Below are 22209 nucleotides of genomic sequence, written 5' to 3' on the forward strand. Positions count from 1 at the left end.
GACCAAATCCTATCCTAGCGCGCCGCCACAATTATTTTGCCCGTCATCATCGGATGGAGTGAGCAGAAATAGGCAAATGCGCCTTGCTTGGTGAAAGTGAAGCTGAATGACTGCCCGGAGTCCAGCACCTTTGACCGGAAGCTCTTATCGGTCGCGACCACAGCATGCGGGATATCGTCATCGTTGGTCCAGGTTACCGTTTGACCGACCTTCACGGTCAGCGCCTTTGGCCCGAACGTGAAGTTCGAGATGTGCACCGCCGCGGCCGTGGCGTTCTGCGCCGGCATGGCGATCGCCGGGGCCGCGCCGAGCATTGCGCAGCCGATCGCGAATAGAATGCGATTCATGAAATGAGCCTTTCAGGCGAGCGTGGAGTCGATCACGGCAATGGGATGTTCGCCGCGAACAAAGCTTACGTCGGTGATCCCCAGCACCGCGCGCAGTTCGCCGGGGGGAACGAGCTGCGGTCCCGGAGACGGGGCCGTTCCGGGCGCGGGCTGGGGAAAGGCGGTGGAGCGCGCGGTGTGAAAGGTCATCCTGCCTTCCACCTTCTGCGCGATCTGATGGATGTGGCCGTTGAGAATTGTGACTGACCCGAACCGGCGGAGCAGCGCCAGGGCCTGTTGCGCGTCGCCGGTTCCCCAGCCCCATTCCGCATAGACCGTCCAGAGCGGAATATGCGCGAACACCACGATCGGGGTCGAGTCTGTGTGCGTGGCGAGATCGCGCCTAAGCCACTGCAACTGCGCCGCGCCGAGATTGCCCATGCCGCCGGGTTGAAGGTCCGCGACGTTGACGAGCGCGACAAAATGCACGCCATTGTGATCGAAGCTGAACCAGCCCGCGCCACTGCTGCCCTTGCCGTGACGCGTTAGAAACGCCTTGCCGCCACCTTCATCGACCATGTCGTGTTCGCCCGGCACGAAGAAAGCGGGGATCCCGGTTTCGCGCAGGATCTGGTCGGCGTCGTCGAACTCTTCATCGCGCGATAATTGCGTGATGTCTCCGGTGTGGATGATGAAGTCCGGTTTCGTGGCGAGCGCCTTCACTTTCGCGATAGCTTCGCGATAGGTGGCGCGCGCGTCGGGATTGGCTGGCTTGGAGAAGCCGATATGGCTGTCGCTCAGCTGGAGGAACGTGAAGCTGGCCGTGCCGGCTGCGGAGAGCGGCGCAGCGAGTGCGGCATCGACTATCGCGCTCGATGCCACCCCGCCGCTCAGCGCCCATAACGCGCCGGTCCCGGCCCAGGCCATACACTTCAACGCTTCGCGGCGGTCCGTCGGAAAATCGTGGCTCATTGTCCGCTCCACAGGAGTTCTGACAACAAGACTGGCGGCGGAAGCGATTTATTCCCCGGCTGTCGAAATTGGCGCCGGCGCCTCGGTCCCCGTCCTCTTCGATCGGGCGCTCAGCCCGGCTGACGCGTGGAGATCGTCGCCGGCCTCACAGACGGCTTCCAGAGTCCATTCGCGGCGATTGCCCGTTCGACAACGCCCGTCGTGAGAGCGCCTTTCTCACCTCAGCAAGCGGTTCGTCCTTTGCGAATAGGGCGTGCGGGCCTTTGCCGGCCAACAACTGGTCCGGCACGATTCCCGTCGATCGCGATGGTCCTTCCTATCCCACCTTATGGCTTTGCGCAGTAAACCACTGACAGACTCTTTGTCAGGGGCGGGCGCGGATCCCTCCCGGTTCAGCGATCCAGTTCGACGAGTTCGTACCAGGTCTGCATATAGCCACCCACACCACCCTGCACGAAGATCGCATCGTCATCGGCGGTTACCCAAAGGTCATAATGCGGGTGAGACACGCCACCCATGCCGGGCCCTTCATCATCGACAAAGCGGAAGTGGCGACAGTCGAACGTCCCCGCCGCGACCGTAACCCTTTCTTCGCCGACATATTCCAGCCCGATCTCCACCTCCGCGATCATCGGCGGGGGTGGCGCCGCGATGATCGGGGGAGGGGAGAAATACCCGAATTCGGCGGCGATGCGGGCCACGCGACGGATCCATGCAGCGGGTCGTATAGCCGTCGCCAGCGATGGGATGGGTGCCGAAACCGTCGATCGCGCCGGTATAGGACATCTTCTGCGACAGCCGCCCGATTGAAGGGCCAAAGCTCTCGCACTCGATGAGCCCACCGCCGCCTCCGGGGGTATGATGGAACCAGCCCGAGCCCATATAACGGTCCCCAACCGTCAGGTGGACATGAAGATCCTGTGGGCGCCCCTGACCATCGAGCGCATAGACGATATCGCGCAGCACGGTCGGCGATGGCTCCTCGATCTCGCAGCGCGCTCGGAAAATGGTGCTTCCATCGCCGTGATGGGTGAAGCTGAACCACTCGGAACCCCGTGCCTGATCAAGCATTTCCGGCTTTTTGGAGGTGTAGCGGATTCGTCCGTTGATCGTGCGATGCTGCATCATCAGCTATCCCGCAGCCGTGCGCTCAGCTCAGCCATCGACGGTTCGGGCGCCGCTTGCATCGCTTCCATTTCCTGCTGGAATCCTCGCATGATCCTCGCGACATATTCCTTCGACATCACGGCGCGTTCGTAAGCCGCGTCACCGCTCGGCTGAAATGCCTCGATATCGGCGCGGCTGATCGTTCCCTTGCTTTCAAGCAGGCGTTCCACGGTGTCGAGCCGTTCCCGCAGCACGGCCACCTCGCCCGCCAGAGCGAGAAGGATCGACAATGTCCGCTCGGCCGTGAAATCCTGAAGAGTGTCGGGGCGCCGCCCCTTGGCGCGCGTGCCGGCGCGGGCGATCCAGTCGATGCTTTCGTTGCTCATGCTTCGGGTTTCCAGGCTCCATAGGCGTTCCAGGCGGCGGCGCGGCCGTGATCCTCCTCGGCGCCGTCGGCGGATTGCGGGAAGATGGTGCGATCGACCACCGCGAGCACGCGGGCGGTGAACTGCCTGTCGCGCGGCAGGCCTGCGTTTTCCATCACCTGCTTCAGATCGAGCGCGTGCATCGCTGACCAGAACGGCTCGTTGTTGTTGAACGCATCCCAGTCCCGGATGAACTGCTCGTAAAGCGGCATTTCGTCGCTGTATTGCGGCTGTTCGAGGTGGAACATCAGGCCGCCCGGCGCGAGCACACGCGCGCATTCGTCGACGATCCGGGGGAGGGCGGTGCCGGACAATTCGTGCAGATACATCGTCGTCTGCACCCAGTCGAAATGACCGTCGGCAAAACGGCTCATGTCCTCCGCATTCATCTGCATGAAGGTGATGTTCTTCGCGCCGAGCGCCTGCGCGCGGGCATGGCCATAGCGCAGCACGGCGGCGGCCGTGTCGATCGCAATCACTTCGGCATCGGGGAAGGCAAGCGCCAGGGGCACGATATTGTGGCCAACGGTGCAGCCAAGATCGAGGATGCGGCGAGGGCTCCAGCCCGGACGTTCCTTCTTGATCCACTCCACCAGCGCCTGCCCGCCGCCGTCAGACAGCGCGCCGAGGCCGCCACCGGTGGTGGCGAACAGGCCGCTATCGTAATTGGCGCCGGCGGACATGTCGCCGGGGCGCTCCTCCCCGTGATAGCTGCCCGGCATGCAATGGATGTCGGCGACGTTCATATAGTGCGGCAGCGGCAGCTCGGGATCGAGTTGCAGCGTCGCGCGACCTTCGTTGAACTGGCGCACCTTGGCGGTCAGCTCGTCCAGCTGGCGCAGCGTGATCGAGCGCCCGTTCTGCTGGCGCATCTCCATCGAATTGCGCTTGAGCGCTGACCAATAGCGGTGCCACGGGTCTTCGTTCATCGCGTCGCGGATTTCGAAGCGATCCTGCGGATCTCGCCCGTGTTCCGCGCGAAACGCAGGCAGCGCGCGCGTATCGTAAGCGATCTTGTTGCCCGGCCCGACGGTGCCCGACAGATATTTGTTGAACGCGGTGAGGAAGTTGTAGCGCGCGGCCTCGTCGTGCGACGGCGTGGGAAACACCGCGTGTTGCGAGACAGCCGTATAGGGTGGGGGTACGTCCTGTTTCATATCACTCCCTCCTTCGAAAGGCGCGCGATCACCTGTTCCTGCACACGCAGGAAATGATCGCGATCGGGGGTCTGGATATCGCCATCGGCGATAAGGCTGTTGGCGGGCTGCGGCGATGGGCCGCCATAAATGGGCGCGAACAGCTCGAGACGCTGACGAGACAGGAAGTTGCTCATCCCCGGCTTGCGTCGCTGCGCCCGCAGCGCCTCGATATCAAGATCAGCAAAGGCGGTGAATGTCTCGCCTGGGCTCGCTTCCGCCAGTGGGCGCCCCTTATAATCGATGACGATCGAATTGCCGTCGGCGGAGGCCTGCGGCATCGCGGTTCCCTCGATCCCCGCCGTGTTGGCTGACACCACATAGGCAATGTTCTCGAACGCGCGCGCGCGTTTGGCGATCTGTTTCGGCGTTGCGAGTGGCGAGCCGATTTCCGACGAGGAATGGACGAATACCTCAGCGCCGCGCAGGGCATGTGCGCGCGCGATTTCGGGGTAGAGAATTTCCTCCGACGCGATCGCGGCCAGATTGCCGATTTCGGTCCGGGCCACCGGGAAAACGCCGTCCAGCCCATAGATGTCGAGATATTTCGACCAGACATCGTGCGGGGTGGGGGCGAACATCGAGTTGAGCCGGCGATAGCGCAGCACCACGTCGCCCGATGGCCCCACAACGAAGCTGGTCTGGAAATAGAGATCGGGGAAGTGCGGATCGCGCTCATAGGCATTGCCCGCCAGGAACAGGTTTTGCGCTTCCGCGATTTTGCCGAGCGCGTCATATTCCGGCCCGTTCATGTCGAGCGCGGCTTTCTCCGCGAAATCCGGCACCGAAATGCGCCCCGGATAGCTGGTCAGGAAATATTCGGGGAGCACCGCGAGCCGCACGGGGGTTCCGCCATATTGCTCGATGAACACCGATGAAGCGCGCAGCTTGATCCCGATCTCCGCGATCATTGCCAGCATCTGCGCCTGCGCGGTGGCGCGATCAGGCAGGCGCTCCACGGAGCGCGCGGCGATTTGCAGCGCGAGCGCGGCATAGGGTTTGATTGTGGTCATCGCGTCACAGCCCCAAACAACCTGGATTCATCAAATAACGGGGATCAACGGCGTGCTTCACCGCTTTTAGCACGGCCCAGGCCCGTGGGTCGCTGGCTTCGTGCAGCGGATAGGTGCGGGCGATCTGCAAATGGGTCGCGTCGAGTTCGGCGAAAATCCGCACGATTTCGCTGCGCAGCCGATCGACGAGCGCGCGCGATGCGGTGTTGGGCGGGAAGCGGTTGAGCTTGGCCAGATGGTCTGGCTCCAGTGAGCGGCAGTGGATATCCTCCAGCGCGTCCGGCCAGAAGAAAACCGGTTCGATCAGGCAGGTCGAGCGGCTGACGGCAGCGAGCATCGCGCCGGCGGCGACCCCGTTGCTTTCCATCTCCGCCTGATTTTCCGCGAACAGCGCCTGAATGCGGTTCCATCCTTCGACCAGCCGGCTGTGCGGCAGGAAGCCGTGCACCGGCACCCAGCGTTCGCCGTCAGGGCCGACCATGGAATTGACCGGCGGAAACGGATTGGCGCGCAGAATCTTGGGGATCGTGTTCTCGATCGCTTTTCCGGCGTGTTTCTGCGCGATCGCCTCGATCGCCTTCATGTCGGCGTCAACCGCGCTCTGATAGCGGCCTTCGCAAATCAGGTGGAGCGAGAAGGGTACGTCGTCGAGGAACGAGCGGCCGGCCGCGACCACCTTGGCGCCTTCCTTCAATGCCTTCAGCACCGATCCTTGCGCCTTCATCATGTTGACCAGCGATTTGGCATCCTTGGTCAGGCTTTCGCGCTTCATGCGCTGTGATTGCAGATAGGGGTCGAAGCCGAAGCTTTCCGACGCAAGCCCTTCGCGTGCGATCTCGCTCATCGCGCCGAAAAAGGCGTCCGCGTCGGGGAAGGAGAACGAGCCGTAAGCAAAGGCGGTGCCTTCGCGCACCAGCTTTAGCGTTATGGTCGCCTTGACGCCCAGCGCACCGCAATCCGCCGCGAAGAGGCCGGTGATATCCGGCCCGAATGGGCGGAAGAAGTTGCTGCCGGTGGAAACGATCGAACCGTCGGCCAGAACGACCGCGAAACTGAGCGCGGCATCGACGACGGTACCACCAGACGCGCCCCAGAACACGCCGTTCTGGCTCATGCCGCCGCCCACCGTCGCATTGATACCCGACAAGGTGCCCCACGCCAGCGTGCGCAATCCCATCGGCTTCAGTGTACGGTACAGCTTGTCCCAGGTGCACCCGGCCTCCACCGTGACGGTCATGTCTTCTTCGTTGATGTCGAGCACCCGGTTCATCGATCCGGTGTCGATCAACAGCGCCCCGGCCTCACTCGCCAGATAACCGCTGGTATAGCTCATGCCGCCGCCACGCGGGACGATCGCGACGCCTGCATTGGTCGCGGCCGCTATGCCGCGCGCGAGCATGGCGGTATCCGTCGGGCGAAACACCGCGAGCGGAACAGGGCCGTTGCTGAACACGTCCTGCGAATAATAGCGCAATTCCGTCGTGTCGGTGATCAATGCGTCCGCGCCGACCGCGGCGGAGATCGCTGTAAGAGGGGTGTCTTTGGTCAACGCGTCAACCGCCATGTCAATTTCCTGAAGCAAGTGGCTTTGGCGCCGGATAGCGACCGAGCATGAGCAGCAGCGCGCCGCCGATCGCGAACAAGGCCATCGCGAGGGCGAGGATCAGGTCGTAGCTGCCGGTGCGATCGCGAACCAGGCCGTAGATGATGGGGGAAATGGCCGAACCGACCGCGAAGGGAATGTAGAGCACGCCGTAGATGCGGCCATAATGCGCCATGCCGAAATATTTCGCGGCGAGGTAGGCGATGATGTCGGACTCGGTGCCGGCGGCAAAGCCGAGCAGGAAGCCGCCGATGATTACGTGGCTGAGCGCGGCCTGGGTGCCCATCAGAAGCCAGCACGCAACGGCCGGGAGCAGCAGCGCGGGAAAGGCAACGCCGGGGGCCCACAGCCGATCGAACAGGAAGCCGACCAGCAGGCGCCCGACCAGAATGCCCAGCGCGACAACACCGAGCACGCTCGCCGCGACTTCCGGGGAAAAGCCATGCAGCCCGACGATCTGCGCGATATGGATGTGTGCGCCGCCATAAGCGAAGGCGGTAATCAGGATCGAGGCGAACAGAATCCAGAAGCGATAGCCTGATGCAGCCTCTTTCAGCGTGTCGCCGAGAACCGCCCCGCTCGCATCCGCTATCCCCTCGGGGCGCTCTTCCGGCCGCGGTTCGTGAAACCAGAGGTAGCCGAGCGGTAAGGCAATCATAAGCGGCAATAATGCGACGATCGGGAAGGCCAGCCGCCAGTCGCCAAGGGTGATCGCCCGTTGCGCGATCTGTGGCACGATCATCGCCGCCAGGCTGGTGCCAAGCAACATGATCCCGAGCGCAAGTCCACGGTGGCGATTGAACCACATGCTGATGGCCCGGCTCCAGGTAACCGGTGTCGATCCGATGCCGATCGCGCCCAATATGCCCCAGAAAAGGAGGTAGCCGATCTTCGACGAAGGCAGGAAATAGAAGGACGCGAAGACCAGCGCGAACAGGACGAGCGATGTCAGCGCCACCGGGCGCACACCGAAACGATCCGACAATGCGCCGAAAACGGGCGCCAACAGCGCGGCGATGATGCCGAAAACGGTGATGCCGGCGCTGGTGGCGGCGAAATCCCAATGAAATTCGCGGCTGATCGGCCCCATCACCAATGGCAGCACGTTGAAGGGCAGAGGCGAGGCGCCGCAAGCCACCCCGATCAATGCCGCCGCGAGCGGCTTGGCACCCAGCCGGAATTCCGAACGCCCACCCGCGCCTGTCATATTTGAATGCATTCCTTGCGCCATGTCGTTGTCATTTCGAACTCCCCGAAACCTGCGAATCGATGACGGGGAACGGCGCGCCAGCACCGTCCCCCGATCCTGTATCGCTTAGAATTTGTATCGCATGCGCGCGATCCACGTCCGGGGAGGATCGAGATAGCGCGTGTTGACGAGCGATGTATTGGCCGCGATCTCGTTCAAGCAGTTGGTACAGGATACCGACAATTGCCACTTCTTCTCCGGGCCGTTCAGGGCGAGGCCGGCGTTTACGAACCAGACAGCCGGCGCAAATGAGCCCGTCAGGATCTCTCCTGAATAGGGATTTGCCGGATAGGTGCCGTTCGTGCCGGTCACGGAGCCGGAGTAGATCGTATAATTGGCGGCGTTGGTTTCCTGGCTGGCACGATAGCTCGCGTTGACCGAAGGGGTCAGCGACATGCCGTTGCTGCCGAGCGGCAGTTCATAATTCCCGCCGAATGCCAGGGTCCATTTCGGCGTTCTCGCGGGGTCGGCGATCTGCCCGGTCGGCGTTATGATGCCGGCGCCGCACGATGCGGTCGTGCCGGTGCCGCCGGGAACGTTTCCGGCAGCCAAAAGCGCCAGACATGCCTTTTGCTGGGCGTTGACGGACTGGATGCCATATTCGTCATAATCCGGCGCGTTGCGATTGATGTCGAACTTCGCGTCCTGATAGCCGGCGTTGACGTAGAGGTTGAGGCCGTTGACCGGAACGAAGGTGAACTCCGCTTCGATGCCCTTGTTCGTCATGTCGGCGAAGTTGCGCGTGATGAACGTTGCCGAGCCATTGGGGGCGACCAGCGCCGACGGCGTCTGGAGATCCTTCACGTCGAGGTAGAAGAACGTCAGGTTTGCGCGAACGCGGTGATTGAACCATTCCGATTTGACGCCCGCTTCATAGCTCCAGACCTTTTCGGGGCCGAAGGGAAGGAACGCCGAAGGCGTGGTCGCGCGCGCATTCCACCCTCCCGATTTGAAGCCGCGGGTCGCCGAGGCGAACAGCAGCACATCGTCCGTGGCGTTATAGTTGATCGCAAAACGCGGGGTCCACATCTTGGCGCTCTGCCGATGCGGAATGGCGAGACCGGACGGCCCGACCAGATTCGCGGTATCCAGACAGGTCGCCTCGATCGAGCCGTCGTTGCAGCTTGCGCGATTGTCTTGCACGCCGAGTGTTTTTATCTCGTCGGTGAAGCGGAGGCCCGCCGTCAGCTTGAGCCTGGATGTCAGGTTGAGATCGGCCTGCGCATAGCCGGCCAGTGCTTCGGTCCGGTTGCGCAATGTCCGATCGGCCAGAACCAGCGTGGTTGCCTGCGAGAGCGTGAACAGATCGGCGAAATCGGTGCGATTGTTCTCGACGAGGTAAAAGACGCCGGCAACGTAATCTACAAGATGATTGGCCACGCTGCCGTTGATCTTCAATTCCTGGCTGAACTGATTGTGCACGCCGTCGTTCAAGATGGTGAATCCGCCGCGCGTATAGCCCATCACCGGCGGGATTGGGTTCGCTAGCGACGGCCCGCTGCGCCCGTCATAGAAATCCAGCGCATATTGCTGCGCCTGAGTGACGAAGCCAGTGATCAGGGCGAGTTTGGTATCGTCATTGAGGTCGAACGACAGGTTGGAAGAGATCAGGTTCGTCGCGGTATAATTCCCCAGCAGGAAATTCTTCTTCCGGCCGCTGATCGGCAGCGACGCAAAGGGAGAGTCCGCCGAACTTTTGCCCACCGGAATGCCGGTCGTCGCATAACGTCCGTCGCATTCGGTCGGGTTGGCGGGATTGCACGCGAAGTTCAGGATGTTCTCGCCGTTCGCGACGATATGGGCATAAGAGGCGTTCCAATGCGCCCAAGGCGCCAGTTCGCCACGAATGCCGAGGCGCACGCCCCAGCCGTCATCATCATTGAGGCGCTGATGGGTGGTGACGTCCTTGGTGTAGCCGTCATCTTCCTGCCAATAGCCGCTCAATTTGATGGCCAGAGTATCGGCGAGTGGAATATCGACGGAGCCGCGCGCTACCTTCTTGTTGTAGCTGCCGTAGCCGAGTTCCGCGAATCCGCCGAATTCCTTGCCCGGCTCCTTCAGGATGACGTTGACCGCGCCGCCGGTGGTGTTGCGGCCGAACAGAGTCCCCTGCGGCCCACGCAGAACCTCCACGCGCTCCACATCGAACAGATTGATGTTGTTGGCGTTTTGGCGGCTGAGATAAATGTCGTCGACATAGGTGCCGACCGGCGGATCAAAGGTCGGGATCGTTTCCGTATTGCCGAGCCCGCGCAGATAGAAAGCGTTGGCCGAGCCCACGCCGGTATTGTTCATCGACACCAGATTCGGAACGAAGCGACCCAGCTCCAGCGTGTTCGACACGCCCTGGCTGCGCAACTGATCGGCGGAAAAGGCGGAAACCGCGATCGGCACTTTCTGGAGGCTCTCCGAACGGCGCTGCGCGGTGACCACGATATCCTGAACGCCATTGTTGGCGGGCTGGTCGGCTGACGCGTCGCTGGCTGATGCAGCCGCGGCAGCGTCTGTCGTTTGGGCATTTAGCGGTGTGGCGAAAAGTAGCGCGGGCAAGGCCGCCGTGGTGGCAAGCAGAAGTCGCTTCATCTCATTCTCCCTTGGGTCCGAAACCGGCGGTTCCGCCTGCGGTTCATTTTCTGATTTGTCCGGACAAATTTTCATGTAACCTAGGGCCTGTCAAGCGGCCTCACGGTCCCGTTGGAGAATTTCGGATGACAATCGCTGGTCTCGCTTACCCAAGCCTCGTCTATTTCCACATGCTGTTGTTCGTTTTCTGGCTGGGGGGCGACGTCGGCGTTTTCCTCGCCGGTCAGCATTTTCGTAAGCGCCAGATCTACACGCTCGATCAGCGAATCGCGCTGCTGAAGCTGCTCGTGCTGATCGATATGACGCCTCGCACCGCCTGGGCGCTGATGGTGCCGGTTTCGCTTTCCGTGGTGGCGATGGGTGGCTTCTGGGATGTGCCGGCGGTCATTCTGGCGGGCGCCTGGGTGGCCGGCCTGATCTGGATTTGGCTGGTATGGGATGCCCATTTTCATGACATGACGCCGCGCGCCGCGCGCAACCGCCGAATCGAGTTCTGGCTGAAGAATGCGATCACCGTCGGTTATCTGGGGCTGGGCGTCACTTCGCTCGCGACCGGGGCGCCGCTCGGTCCGAAATGGCTTGCGACCAAGGCGCTGTTGTTCGGTCTGATTTTTGTCGCCGCCATCATGATCGATGTCGCCTTCAAGCCGGTTGGTCCGCAGCTCGGGCGCCTGTTGCAGGAAGGGTCCAGCGACGAAACCGAAGTGCCGTTGCGCCGCACGATGGATCGCACGCGCGTCTGGGTGTTCATCGTTTACGCGTTGCTGGTCGCCACTTCCTACCTCGGCACCGTGAAGCCTTTCTGACGCGAAAGCGCGGGTTGGCGCTTTTGCGCTTGACTTATAAGTTGTCCGGACAAATTCTATGACCATCAACCGGGGGTTTCATAAGTGAGTAAGGGCATTGGCCTTTCTTCGATGTTGTTCGTGCCTGGCGCGAAGCCTGAGCGCTTCGCCAAGGCGCTCGCGAGCGACGCGGATGTGGTGTGCATCGATCTTGAGGATTCGGTGGCGGCTTCCGGAAAGGGCGCGGCCCGAGCCGCCGCGATCGCTTCCATTGCCGAAGGCGATCCGCGCCTGATCCTGCGCATCAATGGAATGATGACGCGTGCTGGTCTTGAGGATCTGCTCGCGCTCGCAGACGCTGCGCGGTTGCCCGAATTGCTCTTCGTGCCGATGGTCGAGAGCGCTGCGGAGATTGCGATCGTCATTTCCGTTCTTGGGGATCGCGCGCCCGGTATCGTGCCGCTGATCGAAACCGTGAAGGGGCTCGATGCGGCGCGTGAGATCGCGACCGCGCCGGGTGTTGTCGCGATGATGTTCGGCGGGGGGGATTTCGCTGCGGAGCTTGGCGTGATGCTCGCGTGGGAGCCGTTGCGCACCGCGCGCAGTCTCTTCGTCATGGCGTGCGCGTCTGCGGGCGTTCCCGCGATCGACGTGCCGTTCGTCGCGCTGGACGACGAAGGCGGGCTGCACGCCGAAGCGGCAGCGGCGAAGTCTCTGGGCTTCGCCGGAAAGGCCGCAATTCACCCGGCGCAGATCCCCGCGATCAACGCCGCGTTTCGCTCATCCCCTGCGGAAATCGCGGAAGCCGAGGCGGCGCAGGCTGCGTTCGACGCCGCCGGCGGTGCCGCAGTTCGTTTCAATGGCCGCATGCTCGAGGCACCGATCATGCGGCGTTATCAAAGGATATTGGCTATGCGGAGCAAGCAAGATGCGTGAGGGTGTCATTGAAGTTTCGCCGGGAAGGTTCCGTGAAAATTTCGGACGCTCCTACGAAGATTTCGTCGTCGGACATATTTACGAGCATCGTCCTGGTCGCACTATCACCGATGCGGACAATGTGTGGTTCACGTTGCTGACGATGAACACGCACCCGGCGCATTTCGATTATGAATTCGCCAAGAAGACGGAGTTCGGAAAGCCGCTGGTGTGCTCGCCGCTGACCGTGGCGTTGATGGTCGGCATGAGCGTGTCCGATATCAGCCAGAAGGCGGTCGCCAACCTCGGCTGGGACAATATCAAGATGACCCATCCGATGTTCCCCGGCGACACGCTTTATGCCGAAAGCGAAGTGATCGAGAAGCGCGAGTCCGGTTCTCGGCCCGAACAGGGCATCGTCACCGTCAAGACCATTGGCAAAAATCAGGACGGCAAGATCGTCTGCACCTTCAACCGCACCATGCTGATCTGGAAGCGCGGCTTCGGTCCGGTTGACGATTGAGTAGGAACGACATGTCGGAACATATCCAGCGGCATATTGATGCCGATGACGAAGCCGCGCTGCTTGAGACGATCGATCGCTGGATCGAACGCGACGTTCGCCCGGTCGTCATGCACCACGATCATAATGACATCTGGCCTGCCGAACTCGTCGCGCAGATGACGGAAATGGGGCTGTTCGGCGCAACCATCGGCCAGGAATATGGCGGTCTTGGCTTGCCGGCGACGACCTATGCCAAGATCATCACCCGCATATCATCCTATTGGATGGCCATCACCGGGATCGTCAATTCGCACCTGATCATGGCGGCGGCGGTCGAGCGTTTCGGCACCGAGACGCAGAAGCAGACATGGCTGCCGAAATTCGCGAGCGGCGAGATCCGCGGCGGCCTGGCGTTGACCGAGCCGGATGCCGGGACCGATCTTCAGGGTATCCGCACCACGGCGGTCCGCGATGGCGACGATTATGTCATCAACGGCACCAAGACCTGGATATCAAATGGTATCAAGGGCAGCTGTTTCGCGCTGCTGGTGAAGACCGATCCGGCGGCCGAGCCCCGTTACAAGGGCATGAGCTTCTTCATCGCCCCGAAGGGGGAGGGGTTTGCCGTCGGCAAGAAGTTCGACAAGCTCGGTTACAAGGGCATCGACAGCGCCGAGCTGGTTTTCGACAACTATCGTATTCCGGCTGAAAATCTGATCGGCGGGGTCGAGGGGGACGGCTTCTTCCAGGCAACTGGCGGGCTTGAGCTTGGCCGGATCAATGTCGCCGCGCGCGGGGTCGGGCTTGCCCAGGGCTCGCTTCGCCTGGCGACCGAATATGCGCAGATCCGCAAAACGATGGGCAAGCCGATCGCTCAGCATCAGGCTATCCAGCTCAAGCTGGGCGAGATGGTGACACGGGCCGAGGCCGCGCGCTTGCTCGTATCGCAGGCGGCTGCGGCATATGATCGTGGCGAACGCTGCGACATGGAAGCCGGCATGGCGAAGTTCTTCGCTTCCGAGGCTGCGGTGCGCAACTCCGAGGAAGCGATGCGTATCTTCGGCGGATATAGCTATTCCAAGGAATATGAGATCGAGCGTTATTATCGTGACGCCCTGCTGATGTGCATCGGCGAGGGTACTAACGAGATGCAGCGGATGATCATCGCCAAGCAGTGGCTGAAGAGGAATCCGGCGTGACGGTCAAACTTCCACTGGCCGGCTTCAGGATTCTTTCCGCCGAACAATATGGCGCGGGGCCTTATGGCACGATGTTCCTGGCCCAGATGGGTGCGGAGGTTATCAAGATCGAGCCGCCCCGCATCGGTGATACCGCGCGCGCGGTCGGCCCGCATTTTCTGCGCACGGGTGAGAGCCTGTATTTTCAGAGTTTCAATCTCAACAAGCGCTCGCTGACGCTCGATCTCAACACGCCGGAGGGGAAAGATGTGCTCCGCCGGCTGGCGGCGTCCAGTGACGCGATGGTCAACAATCTGCGCGGAGACCTGCCCGAGCGGATCGGATTGACCTACGCACATTTGAAGGATGCCAATCCGGCGTTGGTCTGCGCGCATTTGTCCGCTTACGGTCGGGACAACGAGCGGACGCGGTGGCCCGGCTATGATTATCTGATGCAGGCGGAAGCGGGCTGGCTGTCTCTCACCGGCTCCCCTGATGCGCCGCCGACACGTGCCGGCCTGTCGCTGGTCGATTTCATCACGGGCACGATCATGACGATCGGGCTGCTGGGGGCGCTGCTCGATGCGAAGCGTTCGGGGCAGGGCCGCGATGTCGATGTCGATCTTTTGTCGGCGGCGATTCATCAGACCAGTTATCCGGCGGTCTGGTATCTCAATGAAGGTGATGTGACGCAGCGGGTCGAACGTTCGGCTCATCCCTCGGTAACGCCCAGCCAGATGTTCCGCGCGGCCGACGGCTGGGTGTTCGTGATGGCACAATTGCCCAAATTCTGGGATGCGCTCGTCAAACTGATCGGCCGGCCCGAACTGGCTGGTGACCCGCGGTTTGTCACGCCCGCCGATCGTCTTGCCAATCGCGGCGCTCTGACCACCATTCTGGATAGCGTGTTCGAACAAAAACCAGTTTCGCACTGGGTGGACTTGCTCGCTGGCCATATCCCGGTTTCGCCGGTCTATGGTCTCGATCAGGCGCTGGACAATCCGCATCTCGAAACGACCAGAATGATCGACACCGTATCGCATCCCGATCGGGAGCAGTTGCGCGTGCTGGCTAGCCCGATCCGTTTTGATGGCGAGCGATTGCCAAATCGTGCCGCGCCGCTGCTGGGTGCGGATACCGATCAGATTTTGGCGGAAGCGGGATTCGATGCGATCGAGATCACATCGCTCAAGGAAAAAGGCGTGATTTGAGGGATGGGTAAGCTTGGCGGGATAAAAGTAGTAGATCTGTCGCAGTTCCTGCCGGGGCCGATGCTCACGCTGATGATGGCGGATCATGGGGCGGAGGTGATCAAGATCGAGCCGCCGAGCGGCGATCCGGCGCGCGAGCAGGCGCCGTTCGAGCAAGGGCAATCGATCTGGTTCCGCAATCTCAATCGCGGCAAGCGCAGCGTGATGCTCGATCTCAAGAGCGACGCCGGGCGCGAAACCTTGTGGTCCCTGATCGATGCCGCGGATGTCTTCGTCGAATCTTTTCGTCCCGGCGCAGTCAACCGTCTTGGCTTCGGCTACGAGGCGGTCGCGGCGCGCAATCCGCGCATCGTCTATTGTTCGATTTCCGCTTTCGGGCAGACCGGGGCGCTGGCTCATCATGCCGCGCATGACATGGCGGTGCAGGCCGCCGCTGGCTTCCTGTCGGTTAATGACGGGCCGGATGGGATGCCGGTCGTGCCCGGTGTCCCATCCGCCGACATGGCTGCGGGGCTGACCGGGCTATCGGCCGTGCTGATGGCCTTGATCGGTCGCGAGAAGAGCGGTCGCGGCGACTATGTCGATATCGCCATGTTCGATGCGATGTTGCCGTGGTGCGCGCATATCGCGGGCGAGGCGATCGGTGGGGGCGCTTCACCGCAATCGCGCAGCCAGCGCTCGTTGGGCGGGGCTGCCTTTTACAACGTCTATGAAACGGCGGACGGCAAACACGTCGTGCTCGGCGGGCGCGAGCTGAAGTTCGTCGCCAATTTGCTCAATGCGCTGGGCCGGCCCGATCTCGCGCCGCTCGGCGCGCTGCCCGCGGGCGATGCGCAGGCGCCTTTGGTTGCGTTCCTGCGGGAGACTTTCCGCACGCGTACGCGCGAACAATGGGTGGCGTGGTTCGCGGACAAGGACGTCGCGTTCGCGCCTGTACTAGATTTCCAGGAAGCATTTGCTGCGCAGCATGTCGCCGAGCGCGGGCTGGTCATGCTGGCGGATGGCGCGCATCAGATCGCGCCCACCATCCGTTTTGCGAGCGAAGGGACATGGATGCCGCGATCGGCGCCAGAACTCGGCGCCGATGCGTGATCCCTTACCTGTCGGCGTCGATATGCATCGTGTAGGCGAAGCGGTCGCCGGGATGATAGCTGGCCGAAATCTCGAAAATTCGGTCGGTGCTATCAAGATAGCAGCGCAATATCCTGAGGCAGGGGCTGCGGCGCGCGATCCCCAATTCCTCGGCAATCGAGGCGTTGGCGGGCACCGCCTGAATATCTTGCGTCACGCTGGCGATTTTAATTCCGCCCAGCCGTTCGATCTGCCGAAAGATGGTGTCTTCGTTCGGCTCTATCTGCTCGGCCACGGCTTCGAGGTCCGGATGGATGTAGGCGTCCGTCAGCGCGATCGGGCCGGCTTGCCCCTGGTGCATGCGCAACCCGTGAAAATGATGCCAGCGCCCGCCAACGACCTCTCCGATATGCGTCGCGAGCTTCTTCGGCAGCACCTTCGTTCCCATGGAGGTGAAAACGTAGCGGCTGTCGCGCGCATATTGCAGAATCTCGCCCACGTTCGACAGCGGCTGGTGCAGCGCGCCGCCGCGCGCGGACGCGGGGCGGATAACCGTACCGGAACCGCGCCGGCGCTGGATCAGCCCTTCGGCCTGCAGCGAGCGAAGCGCCTCGCGCACCGTAAAACGACTGACCCCATAACGCGCGCACAGCACGCTTTCGGTGGGGAATTGCGCGGGGTCAGGAAAATCGCCGCGCAATATTCCTGCACGCAAATCCTCGGCAAGTTCCTGATAGCGCGGCTTCTTGCCGCCGTTTGTCTTAACCAGTTGGGAAATCGCCGACAAAACCTCGCTCTCCTTTCATCCGGCCATGCCGTGGATTTGTTACAATGAATGCAGAGCATCATAGCCTGACCGAGCGCATTGCACAGCATCTACGGCGCTCGACAGAAAATATTGTGCGCGAAAAGGCGCGCCTTCATTTGCTCGACTGGCTCGGTTGCGTCGCGGGCGCGAGGCGCTCCGCGATGGGGCAATTGCAGGCCACGCACACGGGCGCGATGCCGGTCGATCGCGCGGCGTGGCTGGGCAATGTTCTGGAGATGGATGATGTCCATCGCGCGGGAATCTTGCATCCCGGCCCGGTGGTGTGGCCGTCCGCGCTCGGTGTGGGCGGGGATTCGATCGAGGATGCGCTGGAAGCCGCAATACGCGGCTATGAGGCGATGATCGCCATCGGCGCGATGTTTGACGGCAGGCATTATGCGTTCTGGCACAACACGGCGACGGCAGGGGCGTTCGGCGCCGCCGCCGCCGCTGCATACCGGCTGGGGGCAAGCGAGCAGGCGATGGTTTCCGCGCTGGGGCTGGCGGGATCGGTAACCGGCGGCCTGTGGCAAATGCGGCATGAGCCGGTGATGGCCAAGCAATGGCATCTGGCCCATGCGATGGCGACAGGACAACGCGCGGCGGAGGCCGCGGTGCGCGGCGTGACCGGGCCACGGCTCGTTCTGGAGGGGCCGCAAGGGCTGTTTGCCGCGACGTGTGAAAAGCCACACCCGCTGGTGCTGGGTGACGGTTGGCGGCTCGACGAGGTGAGCTTCAAGCCATGGGGTGCTTGTCGCCATGCCCATCCCGCGATTGATGCCGCGCTTGAGCTGAAGGCGCGCGGTGCGCTCGACGGGGCGGTTACTGTCGCCACATATCGAGATGCGTTGGTGTTCTGCGATCGCCCCGATCTGGCCAGCGTGATCGACGCGAAATTTTCGTTGCAACATGCGGTGGCGATCGTGATGGCGCGCGGTGAACCGCGCCTCGCCGATTTCGAACCGGATGCGATCGCCGCGCTGGCATCGACGCGGGCGCGGATACGCGTGATCGAGGAAGCGTCGTTCACGGCTGCCTATCCGGCCCATTTCGGCGCAAGGGTGACAACCGACCATGGCGAGGTGCTGTTGCACGATACGCGCGGTGATCCAGAGCGCCCGCTCCTCCAAGCCGGGGTTATCGATAAGGCGCGCGCGCTGATGGCATGGGGTGGCGTCGATCCGGGCGAGGCCGACGAAGCGATCCAGATCGCACGCACGGGTGATCGTGTGTCCGATATCGTGCGGATGCTGGAGCGCTGGCTGTGAGCGCGACAAGCCGGATCATCGATTTCGCCCGCGCGCGACATTGCCTGCCGCCGGCGGTTCGCGATGCCGCGATCCATCTGCTTGGGGACACGTTGGCGACCGGCGCTGCGGGATCGACGGCGCCGGGTGGCGATGGCGTGCTCGCGGCGGCACGCAACTGGGGTAACGGGGAGGATAGCCGCGTCATCGCGCGTGGCGTGCGCCTGCCCGCGGCGGGTGCGGCATTCGTCAACGCGTTCCAGATCCATTGTCTGGAATGGGATGCGGTGCACGAACCGGCGGTGGTCCATGCCCTGTCGACGGTTACGGCTTCGGTGCTGGCCGCGATCGATCGGCGCGGCGGATGTGATCCGGAGGACGCGCTGGCCGCGCTCGCGGTCGGCGTGGATATCGCCAGCGGGCTCGGGATCGCGGCGCGAACGCCGCTCAGCTTTTTCAGGCCGGCCACGGCGGGATGCATCGGCTCCGCGCTGGCGGTGGCCAGGATCGACGGCATCGAGCGTTTCGATGACGTGCTCGGCCTCGCTTATTCGCAGTGCGCGGGCACGATGCAGGCGCATGTCGAAGGATCGATCGCGCTGCCGTTGCAGATTGCGGGTGCCGCGCGCGCCGCGATCGCCGCCGTCGATCTCGTCAAGGCCGGGCTGACTGGCCCGCACGACGTGCTGGAGGGGCCGTTCGGCTATTTCCGGCTGTTCGATGAGGGCGATCCGGCGGCCTATGCCGAAACGCTGGGCAATGTGTGGCGGATCAGCGAAGTGAGCGTGAAGCCCTTCCCCTCGGGGCGCGCGAGCCATGCCGTGCTTGCTGCGCTCGACGCGCTGCTTCGCGAAGGTGCGATCGATGCCGGGTCCGTCGCCAGGATCGAGGCATTCGTGCCACCGTTGATCCAGCGACTGGTGGGGCGCCCGTTGCGGCCGGACATGACGCCCGCTTATGCGCGCCTCTGCTTGCCGTTGCTCGTCGCCTTGATGCTGACCGATCGACGCATCGATCCGCGACGCTTCACGACCGGAACCTTCGCCGATCCGGCGATCATGGCGCTGGCCGAGCGCCTGGTCATCACGCTTGACGGCAATGACGATCCCAACGCGCTGTCGCCGCAACGGCTGGTGATAACGCGCCGCGATGGCGAGGTGATAGAGCGGCATATTCCGCACACGCTCGGCCATCCGCACGCGGCGATGAGCCCCGCCCAAACCATGACCAAGCGCGAACTCGCGCGAGAGCTTGCCGCCGGCGAGCCCGATCCGCGCCTGTTCGCAGACCCGCTTTCCTATTTCACACGTCCGGAGCCACTATGACTTTCCCGACCTATTTCGAATCCTTCGATGCCAAGCAGATGCTGCGGGATTATCCGGTGGGGGACGAATTTGTCCGGCGCTATACCGCGATGAGCCGCGACGAGCTGCATGCGTTGCAGAACGAGCGTTTCCTCAAGCTGATGATGCGTGGCTGGCAAATCCCGTTCTATCAGCGGCTGTGGGGTAACATCGGCGTCGAGGCAGGGGATATCCGCAGCCTCGAAGACATCGTGAAGCTCCCGGTTTACGACAAGACCGACCTGATGGCCTCGATCGCGGACCATCCCCCTTATGGCGATTTCGGCGGGCTGGGCGGCCCTGATCGCGCGCCGGTGATCTTTCATACGACCTCGGGGACGACGGGGCGGCCGCAGGCACTGCTGTTCGGCCCGAAAGGGCGCGAGATCACCAATCTGTTGGTGGGGCGCATGTATCGCTGGCAGGGCGTCGGCCCGGAAAATGTCGTCCAGTCGGTCTATGGCCACGGCATGATCAACGGCGGCCATTATATCCGCGAGGCCGTGACGCATTTCACCAATTCGATCTTTCTGTCGGCGGGGACGGGGATCGAGACGCGATCGCTCAACCAGGTCGGGTTGATGGCGGATTTCAATGTTTCGGTGCTGGTCGGCTTCATCGATTATATCCGCAAGCTGGCCGAGGTCGCCGAGGCGGAAGGGCTGCTCGACAAGATCGATATCAAGATGATCTGCGGGCATTTGGGTACGGAGGACCGTTCCAGCGTCGAAAAGGCATGGGGCGGGGCGAAGGCCTTTGACTGGTACGGCGTCGGCGACACCGGCTCGATCGCGGGCGAAGGGCCGGAACGCGACGGGCTCTATGTCTGGGAGGATGCGCAATATCTGGAGTTGCTGGATGTCGATACGGGCAAGGCCGTCGGCGCTGGCGACACGGGCGACATGGTGGTCACCTGCCTGTTCAAGGATGATATCGCACCGTGCATCCGTTTCAATACGCACGACATTACCCACGAACTGACCGGCGCGAACCAGACGGGCATGGCGTTCAAACGGATCGCGGGGTTCAAGGGGCGTAGCGACAATATGGTCAAGCTGCGCGGCATCAACGTCTTTCCCCATGCGATTGGAGCGCTGATCGAGAATCGCGCGGATTTGACCGGCGAATATGTCTGCAATGTCACTCGCGATGCTGCGGGCCGCGATGATATGCGGGTGACGATAGAAAGCCGTGGCGGCACCGATGCGGCGCAGCTTGCCGCGATGCTGCGTCAGGGGCTGGGCGTCGAGGTGTCGGTGGCGCTGGCAGAGATCGGGGGCACCGCTGCGGCGACCCAGATCGACGTGCGGCAGAAGCCGATCCGCCTGATCGACGAGCGCAAATTGTGATGGAAGCGCATCGGCTCGATATCGCGGGGCTCCGCGCGGGCTATGTCGCGGGCGAAACCACGCCGGTGGCGGTGGCCGAGCATTATCTGGCGCGGATCAAGCGCCACGATCCGGCCCTCCGCTCCTATATCGAGGTCGATCATGCCGGGGCGCTCGCCGCCGCGCGGGAGAGCGATCGCCGGTTCGCTTCGGGTGACGCCCGCGCGCTGGAGGGCGTGCCGATCGCGGTCAAAGCGAATATCGCGGTCAGCGGGCTGGAATGGAATGCCGGCATGGCGTTGCGTCGCGGCATTATCGCGACCGACGATGCCGAAGCCGTGCGGCGACTGCGCGCGGCGGGCGCGATCATTCTCGGCACGCTCAACATGCATGAAGCGGCGCTGGGTGCAACTACCGACAACCCGTGGTTTGGCCGCGCGATCAATCCTCACCGTGCCGGCTATACGCCCGGCGGCTCATCCGGCGGCAGCGGTGCCGCCGTTGCGGCGGGGCTATGCGCGGCGGCGCTTGGAACGGACACGCTGGGATCGGTTCGCATCCCGGCGGCGTATAACGGTGTCTATGGCATCAAGCCGACGCGCGGCGCGATTTCCGATACCGGCCTCGTGCCTCTCAGCGAATGGCTAGACAGCATCGGTCCGATCGCGCGCTCGCTGGACGATCTGGCGGTGCTGCTGTCGGTGTTGTCCGATGTGACGGAGGCCGCCCCGGCTCCCGATCGCCTGGTCGTGCTGGCGAATTTCGATGATATCGCCTGTGAAGCGGAAGTGCTGGCGGCGTATCGTCGGGCGCTTGATCTAATGAGCGACATGCCGGGCACCACGCTCGCGCTCGAGGATGGAGCGGCCGATATCCGTTTCGCCGGCTTTGTCGTCGCGGCGCGGGAATTGATCGGTCATCTGGGCAACGCGCGAACGGAAGCGGCCGAGCAACTCTCGGGCGAATTGCGCTTCATGCTCGATTATGCGGATGGCCTCGCCGCGGAAGAAGTGGCGAGGGCGGATGCGATAATCGCGCGCACGCGCGCCGCTGTCCGAGGCGCGCTCGCTGATCGCAGCGTGCTGCTGATGCCAGCCGCGCCGCAGGCCGCCTTCGCGCATGGCGCGCGGCCGCCCGTAACCCAGGCCGCCTTCACCGCTTTTGCCAATATCGCCGGGCTGCCGGCGATCAGCATTCCCGCCGGTGTGAACGAAAACGGTCTCCCCGTCGCGGTGCAGCTGGTGGGGGCCGAGAATAGCGACGCGGCGCTGATCGCGCTCGCGCGACGGCTCGATGCCGGTCTTGCCGGCCATGTGCCGTCTCCCTTGATGTGAACGAGAAAAA

The 22209-nt window shown here is 62.9% G+C and carries 20 protein-coding genes; 10 read left to right on the forward strand and 10 right to left on the reverse strand.

Annotated elements, in window-relative coordinates; all coding sequences use genetic code 11:
- Positions 1-14: 14 nt before the first annotated feature.
- The 9 genes from P0Y64_12335 to P0Y64_12375 all read right to left on the reverse strand — a co-directional run bounded on the left by P0Y64_12335 (position 15) and on the right by P0Y64_12375 (position 10474).
- The gene (locus P0Y64_12335; GenBank protein ID WEK42179.1) at positions 15-347 is read right to left on the reverse strand and encodes a cupredoxin family copper-binding protein; all 333 of its coding nucleotides are present in this window, start codon (positions 345-347) and stop codon (positions 15-17) included.
- A 12-nt stretch (positions 348-359) separates the two neighbouring features.
- Positions 360-1298 (reverse strand): metallophosphoesterase, encoded by a 939-nt coding sequence (locus P0Y64_12340; protein WEK42180.1) that lies wholly within the window; start codon positions 1296-1298, stop codon positions 360-362.
- A 392-nt stretch (positions 1299-1690) separates the two neighbouring features.
- Entirely contained in the window at positions 1691-1999 is a 309-nt protein-coding gene (locus P0Y64_12345; GenBank protein WEK42181.1) for a hypothetical protein, read from the reverse strand.
- 426 nt (positions 2000-2425) lie between these two features.
- Positions 2426-2791 (reverse strand): hypothetical protein, encoded by a 366-nt coding sequence (locus tag P0Y64_12350; protein ID WEK42182.1) that lies wholly within the window; start codon positions 2789-2791, stop codon positions 2426-2428.
- On the reverse strand, positions 2788-3987 hold the full coding sequence (locus tag P0Y64_12355; protein WEK42183.1) for a class I SAM-dependent methyltransferase: 1200 nt from the start codon (positions 3985-3987) through the stop codon (positions 2788-2790). The genes P0Y64_12350 and P0Y64_12355 overlap by 4 nt, the downstream gene beginning before the upstream one ends.
- On the reverse strand, positions 3984-5039 hold the full coding sequence (locus P0Y64_12360) for a nitrilase (protein ID WEK42184.1): 1056 nt from the start codon (positions 5037-5039) through the stop codon (positions 3984-3986). The genes P0Y64_12355 and P0Y64_12360 overlap by 4 nt, the downstream gene beginning before the upstream one ends.
- Positions 5040-5043: 4 nt before the next feature.
- Complete coding sequence (locus tag P0Y64_12365) at positions 5044-6603, reverse strand: FAD-binding oxidoreductase (GenBank protein WEK42185.1); 1560 nt, start codon at positions 6601-6603, stop codon at positions 5044-5046.
- 1 nt (position 6604) lies between these two features.
- A complete protein-coding gene (locus P0Y64_12370; GenBank protein ID WEK42186.1) occupies positions 6605-7849 on the reverse strand; it encodes an MFS transporter in 1245 nt (414 codons plus the stop codon).
- Positions 7850-7957: 108 nt separating this feature from the next.
- A complete protein-coding gene (locus tag P0Y64_12375) occupies positions 7958-10474 on the reverse strand; it encodes a TonB-dependent receptor (protein WEK42187.1) in 2517 nt (838 codons plus the stop codon).
- A 125-nt stretch (positions 10475-10599) separates the two neighbouring features.
- Between P0Y64_12375 and P0Y64_12380 the strand changes: the two genes are divergently transcribed.
- From P0Y64_12380 to P0Y64_12405, 6 genes are all read left to right on the forward strand, one after another.
- Positions 10600-11280: a hypothetical protein gene (locus tag P0Y64_12380; protein WEK42188.1), complete on the forward strand. Its 681-nt coding sequence runs from the start codon at positions 10600-10602 to the stop codon at positions 11278-11280.
- A gap of 84 nt (positions 11281-11364) precedes the next feature.
- On the forward strand, positions 11365-12195 hold the full coding sequence (locus P0Y64_12385; protein ID WEK42189.1) for a CoA ester lyase: 831 nt from the start codon (positions 11365-11367) through the stop codon (positions 12193-12195).
- On the forward strand, positions 12188-12697 hold the full coding sequence (locus P0Y64_12390; protein ID WEK42190.1) for a MaoC family dehydratase: 510 nt from the start codon (positions 12188-12190) through the stop codon (positions 12695-12697). The genes P0Y64_12385 and P0Y64_12390 overlap by 8 nt, the downstream gene beginning before the upstream one ends.
- A gap of 11 nt (positions 12698-12708) precedes the next feature.
- On the forward strand, positions 12709-13878 hold the full coding sequence (locus P0Y64_12395) for an acyl-CoA dehydrogenase family protein (protein ID WEK42191.1): 1170 nt from the start codon (positions 12709-12711) through the stop codon (positions 13876-13878).
- Entirely contained in the window at positions 13875-15068 is a 1194-nt protein-coding gene (locus tag P0Y64_12400) for a CoA transferase (GenBank protein ID WEK42192.1), read from the forward strand. The genes P0Y64_12395 and P0Y64_12400 overlap by 4 nt, the downstream gene beginning before the upstream one ends.
- 3 nt (positions 15069-15071) lie before the next feature.
- On the forward strand, positions 15072-16160 hold the full coding sequence (locus P0Y64_12405) for a CoA transferase (protein ID WEK42193.1): 1089 nt from the start codon (positions 15072-15074) through the stop codon (positions 16158-16160).
- A 4-nt stretch (positions 16161-16164) separates the two neighbouring features.
- Here the strand turns inward: P0Y64_12405 and P0Y64_12410 are convergent, their stop codons facing one another.
- Entirely contained in the window at positions 16165-16926 is a 762-nt protein-coding gene (locus tag P0Y64_12410; GenBank protein ID WEK42194.1) for a GntR family transcriptional regulator, read from the reverse strand.
- Positions 16927-17039: 113 nt separating this feature from the next.
- Here P0Y64_12410 and P0Y64_12415 point away from each other — a divergent pair, with 113 nt between their 5' ends.
- From P0Y64_12415 to P0Y64_12430, 4 genes are read left to right on the forward strand one after another with little or no spacing between them, the layout of a single operon-like run.
- On the forward strand, positions 17040-18215 hold the full coding sequence (locus P0Y64_12415) for an MmgE/PrpD family protein (protein ID WEK42195.1): 1176 nt from the start codon (positions 17040-17042) through the stop codon (positions 18213-18215).
- On the forward strand, positions 18212-19519 hold the full coding sequence (locus P0Y64_12420) for an MmgE/PrpD family protein (GenBank protein ID WEK42196.1): 1308 nt from the start codon (positions 18212-18214) through the stop codon (positions 19517-19519). The genes P0Y64_12415 and P0Y64_12420 overlap by 4 nt, the downstream gene beginning before the upstream one ends.
- Positions 19516-20886: a phenylacetate--CoA ligase family protein gene (locus tag P0Y64_12425; GenBank protein WEK42197.1), complete on the forward strand. Its 1371-nt coding sequence runs from the start codon at positions 19516-19518 to the stop codon at positions 20884-20886. The genes P0Y64_12420 and P0Y64_12425 overlap by 4 nt, the downstream gene beginning before the upstream one ends.
- Positions 20886-22199, forward strand: coding sequence for an amidase (locus P0Y64_12430; GenBank protein ID WEK42198.1), 1314 nt, complete (start codon positions 20886-20888; stop codon positions 22197-22199). Before P0Y64_12425 ends, P0Y64_12430 begins: the two co-directional genes overlap by 1 nt.
- The last annotated feature ends 10 nt before the right edge of the window (positions 22200-22209 follow it).

The sequence above is a fragment of the Candidatus Sphingomonas colombiensis genome, from assembly GCA_029202845.1.
Taxonomy (GTDB): Bacteria; Pseudomonadota; Alphaproteobacteria; order Sphingomonadales; family Sphingomonadaceae; genus Sphingomonas; species Sphingomonas colombiensis.